Origin of the sequence: Solibacillus isronensis (assembly GCF_900168685.1) — a bacterium.
GTDB classification, from domain to species: Bacteria; Bacillota; Bacilli; order Bacillales_A; family Planococcaceae; genus Solibacillus; species Solibacillus isronensis_A.
On record NZ_FVZN01000014.1, the window covers coordinates 1755501 to 1779655 of the forward strand.

General features: G+C 38.6%; 34 protein-coding genes and 1 pseudogene. 2 read left to right on the forward strand and 33 right to left on the reverse strand.

Annotated elements, in window-relative coordinates; genetic code table 11:
* Positions 1-60: 60 nt before the first annotated feature.
* The gene (locus tag B5473_RS17415; protein ID WP_079527467.1) at positions 61-1677 is read right to left on the reverse strand and encodes a thiamine pyrophosphate-binding protein; all 1617 of its coding nucleotides are present in this window, start codon (positions 1675-1677) and stop codon (positions 61-63) included.
* A 245-nt stretch (positions 1678-1922) separates the two neighbouring features.
* Here B5473_RS17415 and B5473_RS17420 point away from each other — a divergent pair, with 245 nt between their 5' ends.
* Together B5473_RS17420 and B5473_RS17425 are read left to right on the forward strand one after the other, a co-directional pair.
* Positions 1923-2345, forward strand: a complete 423-nt coding sequence (locus B5473_RS17420) for a hypothetical protein (protein WP_079527469.1) — start codon at positions 1923-1925, stop codon at positions 2343-2345.
* Positions 2346-2657: 312 nt separating this feature from the next.
* The gene (locus tag B5473_RS17425; protein ID WP_139377764.1) at positions 2658-3140 is read left to right on the forward strand and encodes a phosphatase PAP2 family protein; all 483 of its coding nucleotides are present in this window, start codon (positions 2658-2660) and stop codon (positions 3138-3140) included.
* Positions 3141-3149: 9 nt separating this feature from the next.
* Here B5473_RS17425 and B5473_RS20995 read toward each other — a convergent pair.
* The 32 genes and pseudogenes from B5473_RS20995 to B5473_RS17575 all read right to left on the reverse strand — a co-directional run.
* Positions 3150-3356, reverse strand: a pseudogene (locus tag B5473_RS20995) (GNAT family N-acetyltransferase); the annotation flags it as partial.
* Positions 3357-3368: 12 nt separating this feature from the next.
* Positions 3369-3608 carry a hypothetical protein gene (locus B5473_RS21000; protein WP_254865364.1) on the reverse strand — a complete coding sequence of 80 codons (240 nt, stop codon included), beginning with the start codon at positions 3606-3608 and terminating at the stop codon, positions 3369-3371.
* Positions 3609-3804: 196 nt separating this feature from the next.
* Positions 3805-3948, reverse strand: a complete 144-nt coding sequence (locus B5473_RS20740) for a hypothetical protein (RefSeq protein WP_176142102.1) — start codon at positions 3946-3948, stop codon at positions 3805-3807.
* Between the two features lie 133 nt (positions 3949-4081).
* Positions 4082-4492: a hypothetical protein gene (locus B5473_RS17435; RefSeq protein ID WP_079527473.1), complete on the reverse strand. Its 411-nt coding sequence runs from the start codon at positions 4490-4492 to the stop codon at positions 4082-4084.
* A gap of 47 nt (positions 4493-4539) precedes the next feature.
* Positions 4540-5109: a dihydrofolate reductase family protein gene (locus B5473_RS17440; RefSeq protein WP_079527475.1), complete on the reverse strand. Its 570-nt coding sequence runs from the start codon at positions 5107-5109 to the stop codon at positions 4540-4542.
* Positions 5110-5135: 26 nt separating this feature from the next.
* Complete coding sequence (locus B5473_RS17445; protein ID WP_079527477.1) at positions 5136-5648, reverse strand: GNAT family N-acetyltransferase; 513 nt, start codon at positions 5646-5648, stop codon at positions 5136-5138.
* A 130-nt stretch (positions 5649-5778) separates the two neighbouring features.
* Positions 5779-7434 carry an alkaline phosphatase gene (locus tag B5473_RS17450; RefSeq protein ID WP_079527479.1) on the reverse strand — a complete coding sequence of 552 codons (1656 nt, stop codon included), beginning with the start codon at positions 7432-7434 and terminating at the stop codon, positions 5779-5781.
* A 163-nt stretch (positions 7435-7597) separates the two neighbouring features.
* Complete coding sequence (locus tag B5473_RS17455) at positions 7598-8383, reverse strand: sulfite exporter TauE/SafE family protein (RefSeq protein ID WP_079527481.1); 786 nt, start codon at positions 8381-8383, stop codon at positions 7598-7600.
* Between the two features lie 145 nt (positions 8384-8528).
* Entirely contained in the window at positions 8529-8756 is a 228-nt protein-coding gene (locus tag B5473_RS17460; protein WP_079528795.1) for a sulfurtransferase TusA family protein, read from the reverse strand.
* Between the two features lie 124 nt (positions 8757-8880).
* Entirely contained in the window at positions 8881-10008 is a 1128-nt protein-coding gene (locus B5473_RS17465; protein ID WP_079527483.1) for an MBL fold metallo-hydrolase, read from the reverse strand.
* Positions 10009-10052: 44 nt separating this feature from the next.
* On the reverse strand, positions 10053-10448 hold the full coding sequence (locus B5473_RS17470) for a DsrE/DsrF/DrsH-like family protein (protein WP_079527485.1): 396 nt from the start codon (positions 10446-10448) through the stop codon (positions 10053-10055).
* Position 10449: 1 nt separating this feature from the next.
* Positions 10450-11010, reverse strand: coding sequence for a sulfurtransferase TusA family protein (locus B5473_RS17475; protein WP_079527487.1), 561 nt, complete (start codon positions 11008-11010; stop codon positions 10450-10452).
* Between the two features lie 50 nt (positions 11011-11060).
* On the reverse strand, positions 11061-11357 hold the full coding sequence (locus B5473_RS17480) for a rhodanese-like domain-containing protein (protein WP_079527489.1): 297 nt from the start codon (positions 11355-11357) through the stop codon (positions 11061-11063).
* Positions 11358-11370: 13 nt separating this feature from the next.
* Positions 11371-11712: a rhodanese-like domain-containing protein gene (locus B5473_RS17485; protein ID WP_079527491.1), complete on the reverse strand. Its 342-nt coding sequence runs from the start codon at positions 11710-11712 to the stop codon at positions 11371-11373.
* Positions 11713-11722: 10 nt separating this feature from the next.
* The gene (locus B5473_RS17490) at positions 11723-12220 is read right to left on the reverse strand and encodes a DsrE/DsrF/DrsH-like family protein (RefSeq protein WP_176142134.1); all 498 of its coding nucleotides are present in this window, start codon (positions 12218-12220) and stop codon (positions 11723-11725) included.
* 30 nt (positions 12221-12250) lie between these two features.
* Positions 12251-12511: a metal-sensitive transcriptional regulator gene (locus tag B5473_RS17495; RefSeq protein ID WP_008404135.1), complete on the reverse strand. Its 261-nt coding sequence runs from the start codon at positions 12509-12511 to the stop codon at positions 12251-12253.
* A 419-nt stretch (positions 12512-12930) separates the two neighbouring features.
* Complete coding sequence (locus B5473_RS17500; RefSeq protein WP_079527495.1) at positions 12931-13272, reverse strand: DUF3147 family protein; 342 nt, start codon at positions 13270-13272, stop codon at positions 12931-12933.
* On the reverse strand, positions 13273-13671 hold the full coding sequence (locus tag B5473_RS17505; protein ID WP_079527497.1) for a MarR family winged helix-turn-helix transcriptional regulator: 399 nt from the start codon (positions 13669-13671) through the stop codon (positions 13273-13275). It abuts the gene before it with no gap.
* Between the two features lie 367 nt (positions 13672-14038).
* On the reverse strand, positions 14039-15466 hold the full coding sequence (locus tag B5473_RS17510; protein WP_079527499.1) for a VanZ family protein: 1428 nt from the start codon (positions 15464-15466) through the stop codon (positions 14039-14041).
* Positions 15467-15706: 240 nt separating this feature from the next.
* Positions 15707-16696: an NADPH:quinone oxidoreductase family protein gene (locus tag B5473_RS17515; protein ID WP_079527501.1), complete on the reverse strand. Its 990-nt coding sequence runs from the start codon at positions 16694-16696 to the stop codon at positions 15707-15709.
* Positions 16697-16838: 142 nt separating this feature from the next.
* On the reverse strand, positions 16839-17660 hold the full coding sequence (locus B5473_RS17520; protein WP_079527503.1) for a MetQ/NlpA family ABC transporter substrate-binding protein: 822 nt from the start codon (positions 17658-17660) through the stop codon (positions 16839-16841).
* Positions 17661-17670: 10 nt separating this feature from the next.
* The gene (locus B5473_RS17525; protein ID WP_079527505.1) at positions 17671-18333 is read right to left on the reverse strand and encodes a methionine ABC transporter permease; all 663 of its coding nucleotides are present in this window, start codon (positions 18331-18333) and stop codon (positions 17671-17673) included.
* Positions 18326-19072: a methionine ABC transporter ATP-binding protein gene (locus tag B5473_RS17530; protein WP_079527507.1), complete on the reverse strand. Its 747-nt coding sequence runs from the start codon at positions 19070-19072 to the stop codon at positions 18326-18328. Before B5473_RS17530 ends, B5473_RS17525 begins: the two co-directional genes overlap by 8 nt.
* Positions 19073-19293: 221 nt before the next feature.
* Complete coding sequence (locus B5473_RS17535) at positions 19294-19827, reverse strand: GNAT family N-acetyltransferase (RefSeq protein ID WP_439848474.1); 534 nt, start codon at positions 19825-19827, stop codon at positions 19294-19296.
* Entirely contained in the window at positions 19824-20219 is a 396-nt protein-coding gene (locus B5473_RS17540; RefSeq protein ID WP_079527511.1) for an HIT family protein, read from the reverse strand. The genes B5473_RS17535 and B5473_RS17540 overlap by 4 nt, the downstream gene beginning before the upstream one ends.
* Before the next feature lie 9 nt (positions 20220-20228).
* The gene (locus B5473_RS17545) at positions 20229-20759 is read right to left on the reverse strand and encodes a GrpB family protein (protein WP_079527513.1); all 531 of its coding nucleotides are present in this window, start codon (positions 20757-20759) and stop codon (positions 20229-20231) included.
* Positions 20760-20775: 16 nt separating this feature from the next.
* The gene (locus B5473_RS17550; protein ID WP_079527515.1) at positions 20776-21057 is read right to left on the reverse strand and encodes a hypothetical protein; all 282 of its coding nucleotides are present in this window, start codon (positions 21055-21057) and stop codon (positions 20776-20778) included.
* Positions 21058-21306 carry a hypothetical protein gene (locus B5473_RS17555; protein WP_079527517.1) on the reverse strand — a complete coding sequence of 83 codons (249 nt, stop codon included), beginning with the start codon at positions 21304-21306 and terminating at the stop codon, positions 21058-21060.
* A gap of 31 nt (positions 21307-21337) precedes the next feature.
* Entirely contained in the window at positions 21338-22303 is a 966-nt protein-coding gene (locus tag B5473_RS17560; protein ID WP_079527519.1) for a M23 family metallopeptidase, read from the reverse strand.
* A gap of 139 nt (positions 22304-22442) precedes the next feature.
* Positions 22443-23318 carry a dehydrogenase gene (locus B5473_RS17565; RefSeq protein ID WP_079527521.1) on the reverse strand — a complete coding sequence of 292 codons (876 nt, stop codon included), beginning with the start codon at positions 23316-23318 and terminating at the stop codon, positions 22443-22445.
* Positions 23308-23802, reverse strand: coding sequence for an RNA polymerase sigma factor (locus B5473_RS17570; RefSeq protein WP_079527525.1), 495 nt, complete (start codon positions 23800-23802; stop codon positions 23308-23310). Before B5473_RS17570 ends, B5473_RS17565 begins: the two co-directional genes overlap by 11 nt.
* A 170-nt stretch (positions 23803-23972) precedes the next feature.
* Positions 23973-24155 (reverse strand): hypothetical protein, encoded by a 183-nt coding sequence (locus B5473_RS17575; RefSeq protein WP_079527527.1) that lies wholly within the window; start codon positions 24153-24155, stop codon positions 23973-23975.

Genomic DNA, 24155 nt, shown 5'->3' on the forward strand with positions numbered 1-24155 from the left:
GTATGATTTACTTTAAACAGTTTCAGACTTTATTCTTCAATTAAATCTTTGGCTCATCTTTTATTGTGTTTCCGGGAAAAATACTTGTGCTGTGCTGATATCCACTAGTGTAGGACCCTTCGTATTGAGTGCTTCTTCCATCACAGACTCCAGCTCGGTATCTGAAGCAGGTCGTAATCCTTTCCAACCGCAAGCTTCTGCCAATTTCACAAAATCAGGGTTGGTTAAATCGACTCCTACTTCTTCTTTCTTCGCAACTTTCAGCTTGTCCCGTTCCATTTGCAGACTTTCATTATTTAAGACAACGACCGTAATATCAAGTTCGTAGCGAGTTGCTGTCAATAAATCTGCAAGCACCATTTGAAGCCCTCCGTCGCCTACAATCGCCACTACTTGTTTTTCTGGCTTGATGAGCTTGGCGGCCATTGCTGCTGGAAGACCAAAGCCCATTGTTCGCCAGTAACCGGAAAATAATACAGATTGATCTTTTTGTTTGAAGTTACGATTCGTCCATACTGTATTATCTCCTGTATCCAATGCGAGAATAGCATCCGGTGCTACTGTTCGGTCAATGGCACGGATAATTCGTGAAGGATGAACAGGATAACCTTGAGTATTGCCCTCCTCTTCATTTTGCGCTGCCCATTTATCTTTTGCTTGCTGTAAGTGGGCCACCCAGTCCTCAGAGCGGGAGAATTCTTGCAGGCTCTCCGTTAAAATTGGAATAACTTCTTCTGTTTTACCCATGATTCCTAGTTCTGTCGGAATTTCTTTTACAAACTTATCTAATTGGCGATCGATCTGGATAATTCGTGCATCCGTTGGCACAAACCCTTCCGGCCACCAAGTCGTGCCCGCAAGAAGTACTACATCTGCCTGCTTAAATACATCAGCAGCATAAGGATTCCCGCCTTCGCCAATCCCTTGTAAAACAAGCGGTGAAGATTCATCAAACAAACCTTTTCCGCCTAAACTTGTTAGAATGCCGGCTCCCCATAAATCCGCCAGTTTTTCCAAATCCGCTGAAACAGAAGTGGCACCTAAACCAGCTAGAATCATTGGTCGCTTCGCTGTTCTCATAATGTCTGCTGCGTGTTTCAAACTTTCATTAGTAAAGCTGGAAGTACCTTCAATTACATCCGGCAATCGACGCGGCTCGCCTTTAGCAGGCATCATCATAATATCCTTTGGTATCGAGATATGGGTTACAACCCTTTGTCCGAGAGATGTTCGCACTGCTTTTTGCAGAACTTCAATCGTCGCATCCGGGTTAGCCAGATTTGCAGAATAAGCTGCAAAAGGCTTCACAAGCTCCTGCTGGTCAATATATTGCGGATATTCTGTGCCGATTTTACTACTTTCGGCCTGACCAGTGATTGCAAGTACAGGCGCTCTGTCTGCATGCGCATCACCAAGTCCATTTATAAGATTTGCTGCACCTGGTCCCATCGTTGCAGTACACACGCCAAGACCACCAGTCAGTTTAGCTTCTGCAGACGCCATAAAAGCAGCTGTCGACTCATGCTTGACAGCAATGTATTTAATTTTATCCTGTTTTGCCAGTGCATCGATCAGTCCGAATGTCGCATCACCTACTACTCCATATATCCGTCGTACTCCGAACATATACAATTGATCAAGCATCAATTCTGAAACTGTTCGCTCTGTTTTTCCCATGATAGATGAACCTCCTTGATAGACTTTCCTAACCTGCCAGTTATAAGTCTATTTTATATTTTTGTTCACATTTTTTAACTTTCCCTAAATCATTGGAGTTAATCTTCCTTTTTTCAAATACAGGTTATGTAATATCGCGTTGGGAAAATTTATCAAATAATATATAATGAATGAACTTATGGAAACATCTTTTCTTCGTGGTTTTTTACAGGTTGTGCTATATTCAAATTGTCAGGAGTGATTTGATGAAGAAATTTTTAACTGTTGCTGTAATTATTCTTGTTTTACTCGGAGCAGCTGGTTATGCTGTGTGGCATTTTGGGACAAATATCGCTTCCGAAAAAATCGTCGAACAAGTAGAAGCTAATTTAAATGATGAAGATAAAGAAGAAGTGAAATCCTATATTGCAAATGATCCGAAGCTACAGGAAATTGTAAACGAAGCGGCAACTACGGACCCCGCTTCTCTCCCCTTCCAAACGAAGGAAGAAGCAACTCGTCTGTTAATAAAAAAAGTAGGCATTAATCGATTACTAGCGATTCAGGAGCAGGCACAAAACGGTTCAATTAGTATCGATGAAGTAGTTTCTGAAATGGAAGGTACGCTGTCAGAAGATGAAATTTCTGCGTTAAAATATGTTTTATATAAGGAATTGTATAACAATTAGTCGGCTCGCAGTCATTAGCAGCATCTTCAAATTGGTGAACTCAAAAATAAAACTCGATTTCGTATAAACGGAATCGGGTTCTTTTTAATTCAATGTATTTTTCTTTGCATATAGCCATAATAAGTTATATTTACTTTGCATTATCCTAAATTTTCTTAGTTAGGAGGAACTAATATAAAAAAGTGGCCATATATTTTAGGCATTTTTACCTTCGTTGTATTCTGTTTTTTATGGATAACGTTTGAAACAGCTTTCATTCAAGCTTTTGACAAAGGCGCTTTTGAATTATTGTATGGAAACAAATTCATTACAATGTTTCATCATATAGGTGAAACTAATTTTATTTTTACCATCGCAATCATTCTTTGTATCTTTATTTGGATTTACAAAAAAGACTATAAATTGATTGGGTTTGTTATTGTTTGTGTAGGTGGAGGATACGGGTTATATCAACTATTAAAACACCTAATTGAGAGGCCGCGTCCGGATATAGCGGAACAATTCTCCACATTTAGTTTTCCTTCAGAACATGCAGTACATGGTTTATTGTATATATTTACGATAGCATATGCACTAAACCGTCTTTACACATTAAACAAATCATCACTGATTGTTTGGATTGCAGCTATTATCTTAGCTTTACTAATTGGAATTTCCCGAATTACTGAGGCACGTCACTTCGCTTCAGATGTAATAGCCGGTTGGTCACTTGGCTATAGCTGGTTTATTCTTTGCGTATGGCTTTATAAGAGAAGCAATGATTTCAAACGTTCTGAAAAAATTCCGGAAATATAGAATAGTCGCTTAATACCGTCTAAGGTTCTTTTGCATAGTAACAGCTGGAATTTCATCACCATTTTTATTAATAATGATTTCTTCTTTCACGATCTTATATCCCAATTTTGAATATAGCGCAATATTATTCTTTTCACTTTTTCGAACTTTGCATTTTGAAACAAATATATTATTTTGTACAGCGTAGTCTTCTAAGTATTTCACCAAGTTAGTTGCTACGCCTTTCCCCTAATTTTTAGGTAACACAGACAATCTTGAGAAATAAATGAATTCCTTATTTACAATACATTTCACGAGTCCTATTAATTCATCGTTATCGTATACCCCGAACATTTCTGTCCCTTGTTTGATCTCAGTACTAATGGAGTCTGCTGTTTCATTTAAAGCACTGGAAGGTTGTGGATCTGTTTCATAACGCTTGAACGCTTGATGGATAACTTTTACCGCTTTTGCTGGGTCAATACTCATTTCAATTTTCAAATAAACACTCCCCCTAATAAATATAAATAACAGTTTATAATTATACATTAATAGTCAAAATAAGTAAATTCAAAAAAAGAACACTTTCTTTATATCAGAAAAATGTTCTTTTTGTCATATTTATTTAATCTCAAAATCACTTAGCAGATGCCTTGTATAGTAATGCTTGGTGAATGACGAGAATTCAATTCTTATAAAGCAATTCAGCAATCGAATAAACTATAGAAATAAAGGGTAGCGCAACAAAAAAGAAAAACCAGAAGAAATCCGCATTGTTAATTTTAAGCCTAGGTTTAACTTCTTTTTTTGCTTTTACACCAATCTCCATTACTACACTCCTTTACTACATAATTTTGAAGAAGATTCACTTCTTATTTATCCAAAACTGTAGTAAATCATATACCCTTTCTTTTAGGAAAGCAACCTATTTATCAACATAATTTTAAATGCATTTTTTGGGATTATCTTTCAATATAGATTACATCATCTGAAGGCTCAAGGTACTCTTTATCGCCTAAAGAAAAAGTGGTATGTAAACGTTCAATTTCTGCATACTGAACAGCTTTATCCTCCTTGACAAAAACCAATAGATAAATATCATCTCTTGAACCAATGTTGCTTGGATCAGTGAATTTAACGCCGGTCTGTTCTTCTATACCTGCCTGTGTCGTATATGGCTGAACTAAAAACGCCTTGTCCCATTCAAAATCGTCAAATGTGTTTAGATAGGTTTTGCTGATACTATTATCGGATACCATAATAATCGATGAATGCAGTCTTTTTTCAATTTCTGTATTTCGTATCATATCGCTATTATTACAACCGGTTATCATTAGTAAGGTCAACAATATAGCTGCAATTTGTTTGATCAATAGTAAATCTCCTTTTGGACCATTTCAGAACCACTTCTATAATGATATTAGTTACCCTCATAATGATAAATGATTTGTACAACACCAGAAGTGAATGTTCTTGTATTCACGACTTTTAAATTTAACCTCTCTTTAATATCGATAAACAGCGGTTTTCCTTCTCCCAATACGACTGGATGAAGGGATAATCTGAATTCATCAACAAGCCCTAAATTGATAAAAGTAGTAATGAGGCTTGCTCCGCCATATAGCCAAATATCTTTTCCAGGTGTATTCTTTAATTTCATCACTTCTTCACGGATGTTATCATTTATAAATATTGCTTCATTGCCGATTCCATTTTGAGTTCTGGAAAACACATATTTCTGTTTACTATGAACCAAATCCCACATTTCTTTTTCGGTTTCTGAGCCCCCTTCTTCAGGAATATAGTGTCCCCATAAGTCGTAGCTTTTTCTTCCGTAAAAAATTGTATCAACATGATTCAAAAAGTCATTAAAGTTCATTTCCGGGTCCATAATGCACCAATCGATTTCACCATTTTTTCCTTCAATCAATCCATCTAAAGTGATTGCCAAATCCAAAATTACTCTTCTCTTAGTTGTATGATCTGCCATAATTTTTTCTCCCTTTTTGATGCAGCTTACTTCCACTCTTCACCCAATATCGCGTAATAGTATTCATCCCACCACTCTTCACCGTTTGGAATACATTTTTTGAAATAGCCTTCCCTTCTCATGCCGATTTTCTCCATTACACGATACGATGGCAGATTTTGCGGCTGGCAAGTTGCGATCACTCTATGTAGCTTCATTTCTTCAAAGGCATATTGTAACATTGCGTGAGCCGCTTCAGTAGCATAGCCTTTATTATAAAATTTCGGATTGAATACCCAGCCAATTTCATATGTATGGTCGCCAAAATATTTACCGAAAAACATATGCCCAATCAAAGTGTTTTCACCTTTCAATATGACCGCGTACTTTTCTGCATCATCCTCCATATTTTGTTCGATAAATTCTTTTGCAATTTTTTCTGTAAAAACCCCTTTAGGTATATATTTCATCACATTGGCATCGGATGTATATTCATATACCGCCTGTAAATCGTTCATGTTAAATTTCCGTATTAATAATCTTTCAGTTTCGACGTGCATTCCCTTACCCCCCCATGTTAAGACTATTTTCTAGTTTCGACATCCAATGATTGATTACCTTTAAAAAACTGCCCTGACTACTTTAAACAAAAAATCCTCACCATACGGGCTGGCGAGGATGGTTTAGCATTTATTTCAAATTCTTAATCGTTTCTTTGGAAATATAGAATCCACTTTCATTGTATACACTGATTGTATTTGTTTGAATTTCAGTTGTTGTTACTTTACCTGATTTATTCGTTGTTTTTTTAATGATTATGTCCTTATTTTCAGGGATTTCAAACGTAGTCGAACCTTTCTTCACAACAAGTACCGCGTTTTCCTTATCCGATAGGTCGATTGAAGTCGTCATTCCTTTACCATTCAGCTCTTCTTCTGCGTTCGTGTAAAGATCCTTTGTTAATTTATCCAATTTAATCCCCATGAAGTTGGCCATTTCTTTTGCTAAATCGGTATTGTCCACTAGTCCGGAAATACGTTTTGGTCCATAAGAGTACAGGAATACGTCATCACCTGTATGTCCACCAGTAGTGTATCCTAAATCCGCTCGCTTTGATAAAAGATTAACGAGTGTACCGGCAAGCTTCTTCGTTTCTGTTGCGTTCAGGGCAGCCGTTTCCTCTGCAGTTAAATTATCAAGTCCGTATAGTTTAGCGACTTCAACTAAATTTGAACGATCCGCCTTTAAGTGGCTTAGTGCGCCTTCCACTGTCATCGTTGCCTTCTTCAATGGATTAATATAATTGGAAATATTAATTTTGTCATATGTAGAGTTCGTGTTTTCATTACCAATCGTAATCCCGCTGTTGCCGTGGTCTGTTACTGCAATTACCATCGTATTTTTGTCTTTCTTTGCAAATTTCAACGCTTCATTTACCGCATCATCGAATGACAAAATATCCGTCACCATTCCGATTGGATCATTCGCATGGGCCGCCCAGTCAATTTTACTGCCTTCGATCATAAGGAAGAAACCATCTTTATCTTTGTTCAGCGTATCAATCGCTGTTGACGTCATTTCTGCCAATGAGGGCTCATTTGGATTTGTTTTCGTACGATCTAGTTCGTAAGCCATTGAACTGCCTGCAAAACTTCCGTAAATTTTATCGGATTTAGTCGTTAATAACTCATCGCGTGTCGTTAGGAGGTCATATCCTTTCTCTTCAATCACGCTAACTAGATTTTCGCCATCGTTTCGGTTTTCTGATTTTAAGTAATCATATCCACCGCCAAGAATGACATCCATATTTTGATACACTTGCTGTTCACCGATATCGTCATAGTTACTGCGAGAAGTTACATGTGAAGAAAAGCTTGCTGGTGTCGCATGTTGAATTTCGGAAGTAGAAACAATTCCTGTTGCTTTGCCAAGTTGTTTCGCCCCTTCCAACACATTGGCAACTGGTGTAAATGCATCGTTCGGATTCCCGTTAACACCTGGCATATCAATTACAGATGGCAATACCCCTACATACCCGCTGTTTGATTTATTGCCAGTAGCAAGTGCCGTTCCAGCTGGTGCCGAATCTGTAATAGCTGATTCGGCTGAATGAGTTGTCACACCACCTGTTAAAATTTCATCCATTGCAAGACTTTCACCTTTGTACCAGCGGGCTAACGATACAGCGTTATTGCTGGAACCGTCCATCACGAGCATGATGACATTTGTCGGCTCCTTTTTTGCCTGTTTTGCTTCAGCCTCTGAATTGAACTGCATAACCGAAAGTGATGATACTGCTACTGTCCCCGCAAGTGCATAAGTAAACCATTTTTTCTTGTTCTTCATCAATGAAATATCCTCCTAAGCAACCGCTAATTTGTAATTCGATTTCATTGTAAAGTTCCTTTGTAAATCTAGAATGCTAGATTTGTAAAATTGTATTGAGCCTTTGTGAAGGGAATAAAAAAGAGTGAAGCTTAACTTGCCGCTTCACCCTTTACCATTTTTATTATTGTAAAATATCTATCCATATTTTAATAGCTGTAGCACCAATCATGAGTGCAAGCAGCCATTGCAGTATTTTAATATTCATTTTCTGACCGACTTTTGCACCAAGTGGAGCTGCGATGATACTTGCAATGATCATAATGAAAGCCGGCCAATAGTCGACCTGGCCTGTCATCACTTTGCCGACACTGCCACCGATTGATGAGATAAATGTAATTGCCAAACTTGTCGCGATTGTAATACGTGTTGGAATTTTTAACACTGTCAACATAATCGGTACGAGTAAAAACCCGCCGGCTGCCCCGACAATGCCTGATCCGATACCAACGATGAGTGCAAGTATACTCGCCAACGCTTTATTGAATGAAATTTCTGTAGTATCTTCTACTGTTTTCTTTGGGATCAGCATCATGACGGCTGCAATGGCAGCGAGTAGCCCGTACACAATATTGACGGCATCTTCAGATAAAAACCCTGAACCGTAACTGCCGATAAAGCTGCCGACCAAAATCGCGGCACCCATATATATAATGAGATCCTTGTTCAGTAACCCGCTTTTCCGGTATGCCCAAACCCCTGCAATCGAGGCGAACAGCACTTGAACGGCGCTGATTCCGGAAACTTCATGCGCGGTAAATGCGACTAAACCGAACAATGGCGGAATATAAAGCAGCATCGGGTATTTAATGATCGAACCGCCGACACCAAGCATACCGGAAAGAAAAGAGCCGATAAACCCAAGCCCAAATATGACCGCAATATACATCAATGATAAATCGATTTCCATATGTTTTCCTTCTTTCAAAAAATTCAATTATGCCGCAGCTGACAATTTGTTTCGTCAACCAGGGCTTATCTTTATTCAACGGGCGTGATCTACACCCGCTGAATAAAGATAAAGCGGGTAGAATCAGTCGCTACCCGCTATTTTTTTATGCTTTTTGAATATAGAAGTACAGAACGCCCGCTTCTTCTTTTTGTTCTACGATGGAGTGGCCGCCTGCACCTGCCCATGCTTTGAAATCATTTAAAGCACCTTTATCCGTTACTAATACTTCCAGCACTTCACCGGATTTAATTTTATCGATTGCCTTTTTCGTTTTTACGATTGGCATTGGACATGCTAAACCTTTTGCATCTAATGTTTGTGTAATATTCATTTGAAATTCCTCTATTCTTAAATTTGTTTGTTGTAAGCGATCTATAAGTTTCCCGTGTAACACGATTGCGTGCCTCTTGAGCGCGAGGCACACATAGGTGTAACATTTCAATTTCAGCTTTCAATTAGCGTACTGCACAACGGTTAGGACCGATTTCCATTTCCGTTTGCTCGTCGTTATCAGGTGTAATTTTACCCATGTTCACGTGGCGAATTTCTTGGTAAGCGTTCGGCTGTGGTGGTAAGTTATCTGTTACCATTGAGCGAAATTCTGCTTCGTCTTCCACATTTAATCCGTGGTTTTCAGCAAATAAATCACCAAGGCGTTTTGCTACTGTTCCGTCTTCGTTCAGCTCGTCAATGATCATAAAGTGAGCTGGTAACACGATTAAGTCTTCTGCTAATGTGCGGTAGCGAGAATATAATGTTTCGCGTAAGTCTCCAACCCAGTCTTCAGCAAGTCCTGCCAAGTCTGGACGACCGATTGAATCGATGAATAAGATGTCACCTGTTAATAAATATTTACCGTCGATGACAAATGATGTTGAACCGATTGTATGACCTGGTGAATAAAGCGCGCCGACTTCGATTTCAGAAGCACCTAATTGTACTTTTAAACCGTCTTCAAGTGGTTCATAGTCAAATACAACATCTTCTGCATCTTTTGGTGGTAAGTAGTAAGTTGCACCAGTAGCTGCAGCGATGTGCCGACCACCAGAAATGTGGTCAGCGTGTAAGTGTGTATCGAAAACGTGTTTAATCTCAACACCTTTTTCTTCAGCAAACTTCGTGAATACTTCTGTGAAACGTACTGCGTCAATGATCGCCGCTTCGCCTTCAGAAATCGCCATGTACGATAAACAACCTTTACCTAAACGGACGAACTGGTATAACTCGCCGCCGTTTGCTAAATCCCCGACTTTAATCGGCTCAAGGTACATTGACCAAGATTTCATACCGCCTTCTAAGTAAGCTACATCACGACCTGCATCAGCTAACATTTCTGCGACCATAATAGAAGAGCCTTCTTTTGCACACACAACTAATACGTCTTTGTCTGTTGGGATTTGTGGTAAAATTTCTTCTACACCGTCTAATAATTCGAAGTAAGGAATGTTTAAGTACTCGAATTTGTGACCGTCAATTTTCCAGTCTTTAAATGCGTCTTCATTACGAACATCTAAAATAAACAATTCTTTGTTTTCGATTACTTTGCGCGCCACTTGTGCGGCTGTCCATGCTGTTACTGTCATCTAAATTACCCCCATAGGTATATTTTTGTTTAAAATTTTTTCTATTAAAACGTTAACGTTGGTGCTGCATCCTTCGCGTATTCAAGGAATGTAACCGCACCGCCTACTTCAATACCATCCACGAAATCTTCTTTTGTCAGACCCATTACGTCCATTGTCATTTGACAAGCGATAAACTTCACACCTAAATCCTGTGCCATTTCCACTAATTGCGGAATTGCCGGTACATTCGCCTTGGCAAAGCCTTCCGCAAAGTGTTCTTTACCAGCAGGCATTTCAAGTGCATGCATCCCTTGTTTATGAATGAGGTTCAATCCTTCAAATGTGAAAAAGATTGCGACTTCTTTATCGGAAGCTGCTGCTGCCGTTGTGATATTGAATACTTTATATGCATCGAAAAGTCCGCCGTTCGCTGCGATGATTGCTACTTTGTTTGTCATATTACTCTACCTCTTTCTGTAATTCGCCTTCATAGCCTGTCATTCCAGGCAAGACGTTGTATACTTTTGTAAATCCAGCTTCAGCCAGTTGTTTTGCTGCCATATCTGAGCGTGTACCTGTACGGCAAATGACATAAATTGTTTCATTTTTATCGAGTTCATCCATTCGTGTTGTTAATTCGCCCATAGGAATTGATTTTGCTCCCGGGATATGGCCGAAAGCATATTCTGCTGCTTCACGGACATCCAAAATTAACCCTTCTTGTTTCACTGCATCTTCATTTGAAATTGTTTTTTCAAATGTTTTTTCTGCTGCTTCACTGATTTTCGGATTACATTTACGAATATAGTGATAAAACACACCATCTACTTCATTGGATCCGATATATTGGTGGCCGACAGTTTTCGACCATGCCGCTATATCCGCTACCGAACCTTTGTCTGTCGCCTGAATTTCCAGCACTTGTCCTTCTGCCACGTCATTCATCGCTTTTTTCGTTTTCACAATCGGCATTGGGCAAGCTAAACCTTTTGCATCAAGTTGTACGTCTGATTTAATCATCTTTATCCTCCACTTATACCAGTAAAGGTATAATTTATTTTAAAAATTTTTTATTTTACTTCGCCATTCCATTCAAGCATACCGCCTGTCATATTCGTCACATCAAACCCTTGCGATTCCAGAAATGCTGTTGCCTGACCACTGCGGCCGCCTGAACGGCAAACCATAATATACGGGATTTTTTTATCCAATTCGTGCATGCGGAATTCCAGCAGTCCTAATGGAATATGTGTAACACCTGGAATATGGCCTGCTTCTACTTCTGCCACTTCGCGAACATCGATTAAATGAATCGCTTCGCCGGCTTCTAATTTTGCTTGAACTTGTTCTGGTAAAATAGTTTTCATCTTGATTTCCTCCTTAGTATGCACTCATGCCGCCACGAACATTTGTCACTTGTTCATAGCCTAATTTTTTCAGCTGATTACAAGCCTGTTTCGAACGCATCCCGCTCTGGCAAATAACTACAATTTCCTTATCCTTTGGCAGTTTCGAAAAATCGGAGCCAAGCGGGATATTTTTAAACTGCTTCACATTGCGCGCTTTATACTCAGCAGGTGTGCGAACATCGACAAAAACTTTATCTTTGTCATTGAGCACTGTTTTAAGCTGTGCCGTTGTCAACGTATTGACGCCTTTTGCCGGCTTCATACGCCAGATCAAAAATGCTGCGATTACGGCGATTAATAAGATTGTTTCCATAAGTCACCTCTTATATGAATAAGTTTATGTTTCCTTCTTCAGCATCCGCCAAATAAGCGGCCACACCGGCATACTCAATGCCGTCCAGTAATTCTTCTTGTTGAAGTCCCAGTAAATCCATGGTCATTGTACATGTCACAAGCTTAATGTCCTGTTCCTGCGCCATTTCAATTAACTGTGTCAACGTCAATGCATTATGCTTATTCATAACGTGCTTGATCATTTTAGGGCCCATGCCCAGCATTTGCATTTTTGATAAACCTAGTTTCTCTGCACCACGCGGCATCATTTTGGCAAACATTTTTTCAAGGAAACCTTTTTTAACCGCTACCGGTTCTTGTTTTCTTAATGCATTGATACCCCAGAAGGTATGAAATATTGTTACTTCATGTTCATAGGCTGCCGCACCGTTTGCAATAATATAAGCGGCCATTGCCTTGTCGTAATCACCGCTGAATAATACGATGGTTGTTCTTTTCTTTTCCAATGTAAGTCCCCCTACCCCTATAGGTATATAATATTTTAAAAATAAAAAGCCTTATCGACTTTTTACTAGTAAATCCACTGCCTGTTTAACCATGGCATTTTTATCCATCGTTTCGGCATCTTCTTTTGAAAGACACTCCACTAAGTTATCCGTTACGATCACACCGATTGTACGGTCAACAGCAGAGCGGACAGCACTTAGTTGTGTAATGACATCTTTGCAGTCCTTTTCTTCTTCCATCATGCGTAAAATACCGCGAAGCTGCCCTTCGACCTTTTTCATACGAGCCAACACTTTTGGATCATACTGCATACGCTCACCTCTTCTGAAATGATTTGTTACTCACACTATACTACCCCTATGGGTATATGTCAAACATTTAATTTCATTAAAATTCCTTCCGAATAGCCATCAGTATGTCGGCTATTTCTGCCCTTATAATATACCCCTACAGGTATAATGTCAATTAAAAAGAAATCCTTTTTTAAACAGATAAAAAAGTTTGATCCTATTCTACTTGCGTTACTCCATATACGCGCCCGATTGTTGAAATAAATTTATTCTCCTAAATTCAATAACCATTTACGTAATTTTGCCTTCGGATAATACACTTTACTGTTTATAATAATATGTGGAACATCAGAATGCTCTTTGATTAAAGATTTAGTATCTTCTTTTAAAGAAATGCGCCCGATTGTTGAATAACAATGGCCTTCCCAGTATAGAACTTTTTACGAAATAAATGCTGCCATTATATATTTTTGAGCTACTAAAAATATTCCCCAAGCAACTACTCCTAGTGAAATTGCTAGCGTTAAATGAACAGATTGCTTCAAAGCGAAATAAATCACAAATAGCATTACCATTGTTGCTGGAAATCCTGCTAGAACGCCCAGTGTAAATTTGTTGATGTTTTGAGTAGTTTCCCCTTGAACCGTTAACCAAATGATACTTAATATGCTAATTAAAGGTAGGGCAGCTAAAATGCCACCATAAACAGGATATCGTCTTGCCAATTCCGTTACGATACCAATAATGGCAGCCGAACTTATAATTTTTATTAGCAAATACATTTATTTTGATACCTCACTTAAAAGTCGAAATGCTTCAATAATCTTTTCTCTTTCATTAGTCGATAATCGGCTAAGTGCGACTTGCAGTTTATTTTCATCTAATTCTGTATTCTTTTTTAATATTTCTGAACCTATTTCTGTTAAATGTAAATACACTTTTCGTTGGTCTTCATCCGACCTCTCTTTATACAACCACCCATTACTCACTAATTTTTTCACATGTTCTGATGCTGTATTGTGTGAAATTGATAATTGCTCAGCAATGTCACGAATCACGACATATTGCTGTTTCTGAACCATTTGTAAAATGCGGACACTTTGATGCGAAATCACTTCTTCTTGTACGGGATGTAAATTGAAATAAATGTCCGTAAAGTATTTGTTTATATCTTGAACCACTAAAATCACCTCAATTTTAAATCGATTAAAACGATTATATCGTAATATACGATATAATCACAACAATAAAATTGCCTTTTCCTAATTAAAGCTTAATTCCATAACTGGTCCCTTACTTCATTAAATGGCCCTATAATTGAATAAGCACTTTTCATCTTCAAGAAAAGCGCTCTTAAATGGAAAACTATTTGCCCTATAAATAATCCCTCACCTTATTTTTAAGCGAGGGATTCTTATAATTTATCAGGCCTATCTTTTTGATTCTAACTTTTTTAATAACCTTACCGAAGTTTCTTAACATTTAATAATACAAGTGGTTGACGTAGGATGATTGGCACCCAATCCACTTCAAGTAGTTGGAGGTTAATCAGTCTATAATAGCTGGAATTAATGCTTCCCAATGCTGGTCGTTAACTAACCCTGTAAATTTATAAACAGGCTGATAATAACCTTTGGAATCGTAAATATAGTCAAGTTCATAGTCGTTTACTATTAATTTGTCTCCCTCGTTAAGATTATTATACATATAAAAATTCCCATTCAGAATTTCTTCATAGGCTTGTGAAGGACTGATAATCTGTACTTCTCTGACAAATACATTTTCCTTCATATCATAAAATACATCAATTGGTAGTTGATTCATTTGAGATGGTATAAGCATAATAAAACCTTCAAAAAAATCTTTGTCTTCAAAAGCAATATTATTAACAGACTGCTTCATATCCCACCGTAGCGTATTATTATCCTGTGTACTAAAATTCGCTTTTTTGGCTAATAACCCGCTAGATAGCAACCAATCTTCATAATATTCTCTATAACTGTTTAATTCCTCCTCAGTCATTGAGATGGTTTCATAATTTTCGGGAAACATTCCCCATGTCCCACTTTTTAAATTGTAGTTAAATATTAATTCGTTCCCGCTATTGTTCGATAAGTACCATATCCGATTATAGCCATCTTTACGTATACTGCCCTTTTGCGACAGATTAAAAGAGCTTTGCAATACAGCTGCAACATCCTTTCCATAATCAAGATTATGTATTTGTTCGCTATAATAGAGAGAGACTGTATCTTCGTCCTTCTTCAATTCTGTGTTTAGTTCTATTTCAACCTGATTCATATTTTGTAAATGAACTGGGCGAATTGAAAGGTTCCCTAACTCTTTTAAATTGTATATAATCATGGCCCCTGTGAATAGCACTGTAAAAATGACTGGTATACATAAAGCTTTCCAAAACGACTGAAGCTTTATTTTCCGAAGCTCTAACACATCTTGAATTGCACGCATTAAAAGGTATCCCGCAACACTTCCAATTGTGTTGTGCAGTAGATCATTTAATTCAAATATTCCTCTGCGAGTGAACATCTGAATAAATTCTATGCCCAGTGTAACAGTTAGCGAAATAAGAAAAACCGGAACAAACCGACGTGTCCTTTTTCCGAGTAACGGTAACAGAAACCCAAGAGGTGCAAACATTAACATATTGAAAATTATCAGTTGCATTTCACTAAGAGACCATTGATGCCAGGCATTTATATAATCGCTAAACAGTCGGAAATTAACCCAGCCTTCAAAATTTGCTCCCCTGCTGAATGTTGTTAAAACCATCACAACAACAATCCAGCCAAATAGTAAAAATAAAGCACTAAATTGACTAAATGATACTTTTATACTCCCGCCTCGTTTTCGATAGAGAGTATAGATAAAATACGTCATTCCAATTATTACGAATGCCACAATTGATGCTATTGGCAAAATCGGTAGTAATTCATCGATAATCCTTTTAAAATCCAATTGACAATCCCACTCCTTACTTTATTATTTATATGCACATCAACACTGCATACCTAACATTATAAAGAGCAATTCTTAATATTTATTTCATAGATTTCTTATGTTTTTCTTAACATTTAAACGAAAAACTAAGGTACCTTGCGTTATGGCTTAACACGGAGTCACTTTAAAAAATAAAGAACGCACTCCCATATAGAAGTGCGTTCATTGAAAATAATTATATTGTTAAAGTGCCATTCATCACAGCTTCACGATTGTTCTTCCTTTTGCCTGGCCCTTCAATAAGGTTGGCAGAATTTCCGGAAGTTGCTCAAGCGTAATTTCTTGCTGAATTAATTGCTCCAAGTTATCCGGTTTGAAATCTGTTGCTAAACGGTTCCAAACCTTCAATCGTGTATCCATCGGGCAATATACAGAATCAATCCCTAGTAAGTTAACACCGCGTAAAATAAACGGGAATACCGTTGACGGAAGTTTTGTACCTGCAGTTAATCCGCTGACTGCAACGGATCCGCCGTAATGAATTTGACTAAGTAATGATGCTAATGGCTCACCACCAACAGGATCGACCGCAGCTGCCCATTTTTGTTTTCCTAATGCGCGAACTTTACCGTCATATACTTCTTCACGCGGAACGATCGAAGTCGCACCAAGGCTTTTTAAAAACTCGTGTTCCGATTCTTTCCCAGTGCTCGCTTCTACTTCATAGCCAAGCTTTGACAGAATCGAAACGGCAAAACTTCCAACTCCGCCTGTAGAACCAGTTACTAGCACTTTTCCCTTTTCAGGCGTTACATTATTTTCTTCTAAACGTTGTACTGATAAAGCTGCGGTAAAGCCGGCTGTTCCGATGACCATCGCTTCCTTTAATGAAAGTCCTTCCGGCAGTGGAACAAGCCACTCAGATGGGATTCGTGCGTATTCACTATATCCGCCAAAATGAGAAACCCCGATTTCATAGCTTGTCGCGATCACTTTGTCGCCTTCTTTAAATTGCGGGTTTTCCGATGAAATGACCGTTCCTGCCAAGTCAATGCCCGGTACAAATGGATAGCTTTTCACAATGTTGCCATCCGGAATTGCTGCTAAACTATCTTTATAATTAATAGAAGAATACTCTACTTTAAGCAGCACGTCTCCTTCAGGTAAATCATTTAAAGAAAGTTCCTTTACGTCCACTGTAAATTGTTCTTCATTATTGACGACTAATGCTTTAAAGTTTTCTGCCATCTTGACCACCCCTTCAAATGTTTACAAATAAAGGGTAACAAAATTAGGCATACCGGTCAAAAAGCTGCTTTGATTCAGAGCATTTTTAATAAAAAAAGCCGAAACGCATAGTCGAACCGCGTTTCGGCATTGATCAATTTATTTATTCAAATGCTGGTGTTGCTGTTTCGTCGTAGTTTTCTGTTAGGAAATTACGCACTTCTTCACTTGTCATCGCTTCTGCAAGCTTTTTAATTGCTTCGTCGTCCTTGTTGTCTTCACGTGCCACTAAAGTAATGGCAAAGTCGTTTTCCACGCCCTCAGTCAGCAGCGCATCACTTTTCGGTGTTAAGTTCAGAGGTGCCGCATAGGCAGGGGTCATAACAACTGCATCCGCATCATCATACATACGTGCAAGCATTAACAGATCGACTTCTTTAAACTGAAGATTTTTCGGATTGTCCTCTACGCTGGCTAATGTGTAATACACATCCGTTTTTTCCTTCAATGTAATGACACCGTGCTGAGCAAGCAGCATTAACGAACGGTCAACATTTGAAATATCGTTGGCAATCGCAACTGTTGCTCCCTCAGGCATTTCTTCGATTGAATCATAATTTTTAGCATACACACCGTAATTCGCGAAGTAGATTGGTTGGATCGGTACTAAATTTGCGTCATTGTTACGGTTGAATTCCTCCATATACGGTACGTGCTGGAAGAAGTTTGCATCAACTTCCTTTGCAGCGAGTGCACTGTTTGGCTGTACATTATCACCTAATACGACAATTTCCAGATCAATGCCCTGTTCTTCTAATTTCGGCTCGACCAGTTCCAAAATATCTGTCATCGGTGAAATTAATGATGCAACTTTTAACGTTGTCTCTTCCTTTTCCACTTCTTTATTCGTTTCTGTTTCTTCATTCTGTCCGCAGCCCACTAAAGCAAGTACTGCTGCTACACTTAACATCCATCTTTTTTTCACAATCATTCTCCTATCTTTTGTCCAACCATCTTGCTGCAGTCGTACCAATCATTTGAATAAGCTGCACCAAAATAATCATAATTAAAATCATGTAAAGCATTAGGTCTGTCTTGAATTGCTGATAACCATAACGAATCGCAAAGTCACCGATTCCGCCACCGCCAACTACACCCATTATTGTGGAATAAGAAATGAAGCTGACAATCGAAGTCGTCAAGCCGAGCACTAGGCCTGAACGCGCTTCTACAAAAAGAAAACTGAAAATAATCCGCCGTACTGAAGCACCCATTGAAACAGCAGCCTCAATTACACCTTTTGGCACATCAAGCATCGATTGTTCGACAAGCCTTGCATAATGGGCAATGGCGATAATCGATAACGGAACTGTTGCCGCAACCGTACCGATTGCCGTACCGACAATGAGCCTTGTAAAGGGAATCAAGAATACGACCAGCAACAGAAATGGAAATGAGCGAATCGTATTCACCGCTAAGTTTAGTATGTTGTAAACGACACGGTTTTCAAGCAACTTTTCTTTCCCGCAAAGAAATAAATATGTACCGATTGGTAATCCGATTAACACGGCAGCTACAATTGACACTCCGACCATGAAAAATGTTTCACTGATTGCCCGCCAAATTTCGGCTTCATATTGACGTAACACATTAGGCATGTCCGATTCCACCTTTCACGAGCTGATCGACGAAGCTTTGCGGATGATGGTTCGTTTCAAGTATGCCACTAGGTGTTAACTCAACTGTTTCGTATATTTGCCCCGCATCCAGCACAGTAGCACGATGGCAAATACTTTTAACAACATCAAGCTCATGACTGACAAGCACAATCGACACACCGAGCTCATCATTGACCTTTTGTAAAACGCGCAATATTTCCGCAGAGGTATTCGCATCGAGTGCGGAAGTTGGTTCATCACAGAGTAGGATCGCCGTCTCGTTCGCAAGTGCTCTTGCAATCGCCACACGCTGCTTTTGCCCGCCGCTCAGCTGGGCCGGATATTGACCTGCCAACTGTTCCAGCCCGACAAACTTCAGGCATTCGATAACACGCGCTTTCCGTAGCTTTTTAGGATAGTTTGCCAGGACAAGTGCAATTTCTACATTATCATGGACGGTTTTATTTGCGACAAGGTGAAAATGTTGAAAAATCATTCCGATTGATTTTCTCGCTTCACGAAGTTCCGCATTTTTTAAAGCTGTTAGCTGCTGACCATTGATGATAACAGCTCCACTGTCCGGAACTTCAAGCAAGTTCATTAGACGCAGCAATGTTGATTTTCCGGCACCGCTCGCCCCGATCAACCCGTGAATTTCTCCTTTAGCAATCGTTAACGTCACATCCTGTACAGCGACGAAAGAACCAAATTTTTTTGTGACTTGCTGTAATTGTATCACCTGTATAAACACCTCCACTGCATACCCAATCGATTTCTAATTATAGTAGATATTGCATCAGCTACCAAGAGAAATGTTTATTGCAAAAAATCCCAGTCTTTAAAGTGTTTGCAAAAATAGAAGGAGTAAACTTAATTATTCATTCTCACAATAAAAAAGGCTGCCGGAAATTAGAATTTTATTTCTAACTTTCCCGACAGCCGCCTGTATGTATATATAACTTAATAAGGGACTTCATCCAATTTAATCGGCGTTGTTTTATTGTCCTTCCAATCCTCAAAAATGGAAGCGTACAAAACCGTATCTGAAATTGTACCGTCATCGTTTTCCCATGCATTGCGTAAATAACCTTCTTTTACGAAGCCTGCCTTTGTAAAGCATTTTCTCATCGCTAAATTATCTGCTCTAGTAAATCCTTCAATTCGAATCTTCCCTTTTTCACCATACAAATAATCTTTTAACCAACTTAGCGATTTTTGACCGATGCCCTTTCCTCTTGCTTCTTCTGTTAAACGGAGATCAAATAAAGGGATTGTATCTTCAATATCATCGATTATTAAAACTCCTAATTTTTGTTCGTTTTCAATAATCCAAAATGTTTCTCTTCCTTCAGAATAATAGCCCTTCTCGATCTCATTTTTAATCGTTTCCGGCTCTAGCTGAACCTTTACATGAAAAGGCCATTCATTGGAACATAATAAATTAAGCAATTCTTCATTTTCCGAGTTAAATTTTCTTATTTCCAAGGCAGTCACTCCCTTTCATTTTGAAGCTGCTTCACAAGTTCTGGAATCAATATAGGGCGGCAGTTGACCTTCTGATTTGTCCAAAAGTCATCTCCTTTATATCGAGGGATGAGATGGATATGAAAATGAGTTCCCTCATCCATAATCGTGCCGTTATTTTGAAAAACGCTTACCCCGTCTACCAAAAAGTGCTTTTCAAATATATTAATAATCCGTTTCTGAAGCTTGAATAGCTCCAGAATTAATGAATCAGAAAGTTCACGGATATCCATAAAATGCTGTTTCGATATAATTAGTAAATGACCAGACTGGATTGGATCTATGTCTAAAACCACTTTATAATTTTCTGTTTGCAGTAGTATTTGTGTCTCTTCAATTCCTTCACAAAATATACAGGCCATAATAATCCCTCATTCATCCATTTTCATAAAAATCGACTGAACAAATTGCTCTTTATAATTTGTATACTCAGTAATCCCTTCCTTACCTGTCTTAAAGAAAGCATCTTTCAACATCTCATAATCCCTTTTTACTGGTTCATTTGCATTCAAATAATCTCGGAAAAAGCGCATCTGATGCCATTTTTTCTTATTCCATTCTACAAGATGGATGAAATGTGTTTTCGTTTCAAATGTAGTATCAGTAAATTTCGCACAAACAATTTCATCGGGTCTTTCCACTTGCAAGCGGTAAAAACCGGCTTCCTTGAGTCCCGTGAAAAAGTCTTTCTCGAGTGAGTCAAGATTTTCAACACCAATTACAATATCAATTACCGGCTTTGCGTGAATCCCTTCAATAGATGTGCTGCCGATATGTTCTATTTGATGGGGCTGTAAACTTGTGTGGTTTAGTATTTTTTCTTTAGTGTCAGCAAATTCTCTCTTCCAACCCGCTTCATGCGGAACTAATATAACTTCATCCTTTTTTAATCCAAGTTTCATACAGCCCAATCCTTTCTCAGGGTTCTGAAGGTGGTTGTTCTTCAATCAGCTCCTGATTAAATGCCCAACGGTACGTATCATTCTCCCCATCATAATAACTTGGATCACTAAATTCGATTACAAAACCGCATTGCTGGCAAATAGCTGTGTTGTGAACAAAAAGCACTTTAATGCCGGGTTTTTCAACATCTGTATACGTTTCATGTGGGATAAATATATCGTGAGCGCATATATGACAACATATTGGCTTTTTAAATATATAAATACGGCTCTTCTCTGCTGTAAGATAATCTACCATTTACTCACCTACCTGTACATATTCAATCGTACTAAGCCCGTTACTTTTTTGTTCTTCAAATTTCATTTCATGCGCACATGCAATACAGGAGAAAGATTGCAGCGTTAATTTCTTTTTCTGGACACCTGGTTCATGATTCGTCAATTTCACATATACTTCACGGTGTCTGAATTTCGTATCTTGGCAAAATAAACAAACAAGCTGCTTGCCAATAACGTTTACTTCATATATGCCTCTTCTTCGTACCATTTCATAACCCCTTTCAATTCTAGATTCACTTTCACTTAAAAAACTGGCCAATAATTCGAGGGAGCAATAAAAGCAGTTCTCCAGCGGTAACAGAGTTTTCAATTTTATCAAACGTATCGGATTCTGTTTTGCTTGCTGAGCTCGGCTGTACAAAATCCCCCTGAATTGGTTCTGCGCCACCATGAAACTGAATACGCAGTGATTTGGCTTGAAGAAAATCCTGATGATCCATTACTTGAAAATGGATATGTGCTTCCGAAGAATTGCCCGAATTCCCGCATAAGCCAAGCAGTTGACCTGCCTTCACCTTTCCCCCTTTTTTCACACAAATCGAATCCTTCATGAAATGGGCAATCATACTGTATTCATTGTGTTCATGTGCAATGATGCAATAGTTACCTGCTAGATTTTCTTCATCCATTTCTCCCGGAATATTGTCGTTAATTCCATCAATCACTTCCACCACTACACCATCAGCCGGTGCTACGACTTCAGCTCCAAATGCATAGTAGCTTTCATTTTGCAGTTTCGAATTCTTATATGTGTCGTTATTAACCATTTTGACTAAATCGTAAGCATAACGCTGCTGTTCATACGGATAGTGATAGTTGATAAATTCGTTCGTACCGCCCCAAAAAACATACCATTCGTCATTAATTGGCATGCTGTATGCATTTTTCGTCCATATTTGATCACTGCTCGGATAAGTTTCAAACGGTTTTAAATAGATCGCTTGAATAATATCCTGCCCGTCGAATGCGATGACCACTGTTTTAGTATAAGTATCATCAACCCATATATATCGTTCCAGCCCTTGAAATGTATTAGACACGATACACGTATAACTGCTCACATCTGAATTATAGTCTAAAGAAAGCTCGCGAAATTGTTCAAACGATACAAGGTTCTGAAACGACTTTGCTGTTTTCCCGTAGATTTCCTCAAATTCACCGTTTAAAAAATATCGACCGAACTGCTCTTTAAATTGATTACTCACTCAAATGCCTCCTCTTTTTAGCTTCTTAATTTATACGAATTTTCCGACAAAAAGTTTCAAATAATTCCCTTTAAAATTTTGATATGCATAAAAAAATGGCCGCTTCTTTATGAAGGGCCATTTATGTTCATTTTAATAGTTACGCCATGATAATCCAAATAAGGAACAACAGGACAATAAATAGGATTTTGTACTTTTCCACTTTCAACATGTTCAAGTTTGTTACTTCATTTTTTATCAGCCACCACATGCTGAATCCATAACCAAACAATAAAAGTAATAGCAATGGCTTATAAAACGGGCCGATCATGAAATAGTAATATCCCATTAGCGCCACAAAGATCAAATAAATTGTTATAGCAATTCCTAATCCGCGGATTTTTTTTGGCTGTTCAATTTGGCGCCGACTATAATAGCTGGAAGCCGCCAAGTTCATCAGTAGAACGCCCAGCGCAATAAATATTGCAGGAAATTGTTGTCGATCATGCGCATTTTCCAAGTCAGATAAAATAGCGGACGGATATTGTTCATACCCTGGATAATACGCATCATTCGTCACGTCATACAAATAGTTCCATGCCAATTCAAATTTTCTCTGTTCGCCGTTTTTATACAACACGACAATATCATAATGCACGTCGCTCTTTGGAGGAGCCACAACAGCAGGAAGCTCAGAAATATTTTCGAATAAAGTGACCATTTCATCTGTCGTCACATTTTCAACCCCAACGAAAAGTGTCGATGTTCTGCCCCGAAACCCCTTTTCTCCGTTATTTTCATAGGAAGTAATTTTCGCGATCTCACCGGATGCTGCCTGATTGTTAAGATTGTCCGAGGTGAACAGTAAAAACAGACCAATGAAACAAATCGCTGCCATAATACCTATTTCACGGAATGTTTTCAGTGGATTGCGTCTTTTGACAGGCTTTTTATGGATGTTGTGATAGATGGATTTTTTTAATGCTTCATTTTCAGGGAATTCATTTAACTGTTTTAAGCGATCATCAAGCTTCATCGATTTCACCTCCTAAGATTTTCTGCAATGCCTGCATCGCACTCCGCTGTGTGTTTGCGACTTTCACCGAGGTTAACCCCATAATGTCACACGTTTCCTGAATCGAAAGCTCCTCGATTTTCCGGTAAATGATGACTTCCCGTTGCACAGGTTTTAATTTTTGCAGTGCCTCGTACAATCGTTTTCGGTCTTCTTCCTGAATGAGCCATTCATGCGGTACGTAGTGAAAATCCTGCTGCTCCGGGGCATTTGTAAACGGAAGCCACTTAATTAATGCTTTCTTCCGATAATAGTCATAAACAAGATTCCGAGCGACTTGCCTCGTATAAGTCTGGAAATTGCTTACTTTGGTCAAGTCCGTTTTATAAATTCGCACAAACGTATCCTGCGTTAAATCTTCGGCGACTTGTGCATTCGATACCATGTATCGTATGTACTGATAAGTCTTGCGGAACTCCTGCTCATAAAGCTCATCAAAATCCATGTCCATCACCTCTCTTACTTCTATAGACGAATGAAAATTAAAAATATGTAAATTTAATTTGAAAGTTTTTAACTGAAAAAAGCATCTCCTTAATGAGATGCTTTCGGTCTTCGATGAGGAATCTGCTTTTTTAATGGAGGTTCTACTTTTCGGATGGAGTGTTCTACTTTTTACGTGCTATGTTCTACATTTCGAACGGGGTGTTCTACTTTTCTCATGAAACCTTCTACTTTCACTCCGCCATGTTCTAATTTAAATCGTGGTTCTACTTTCTTCGTAAAAGATTCTACTTTTCGACCGGAGTGTTCCACTTTTGCCTGGAAATCTTCTACTTTTCCCCCGCAGTATTCCAC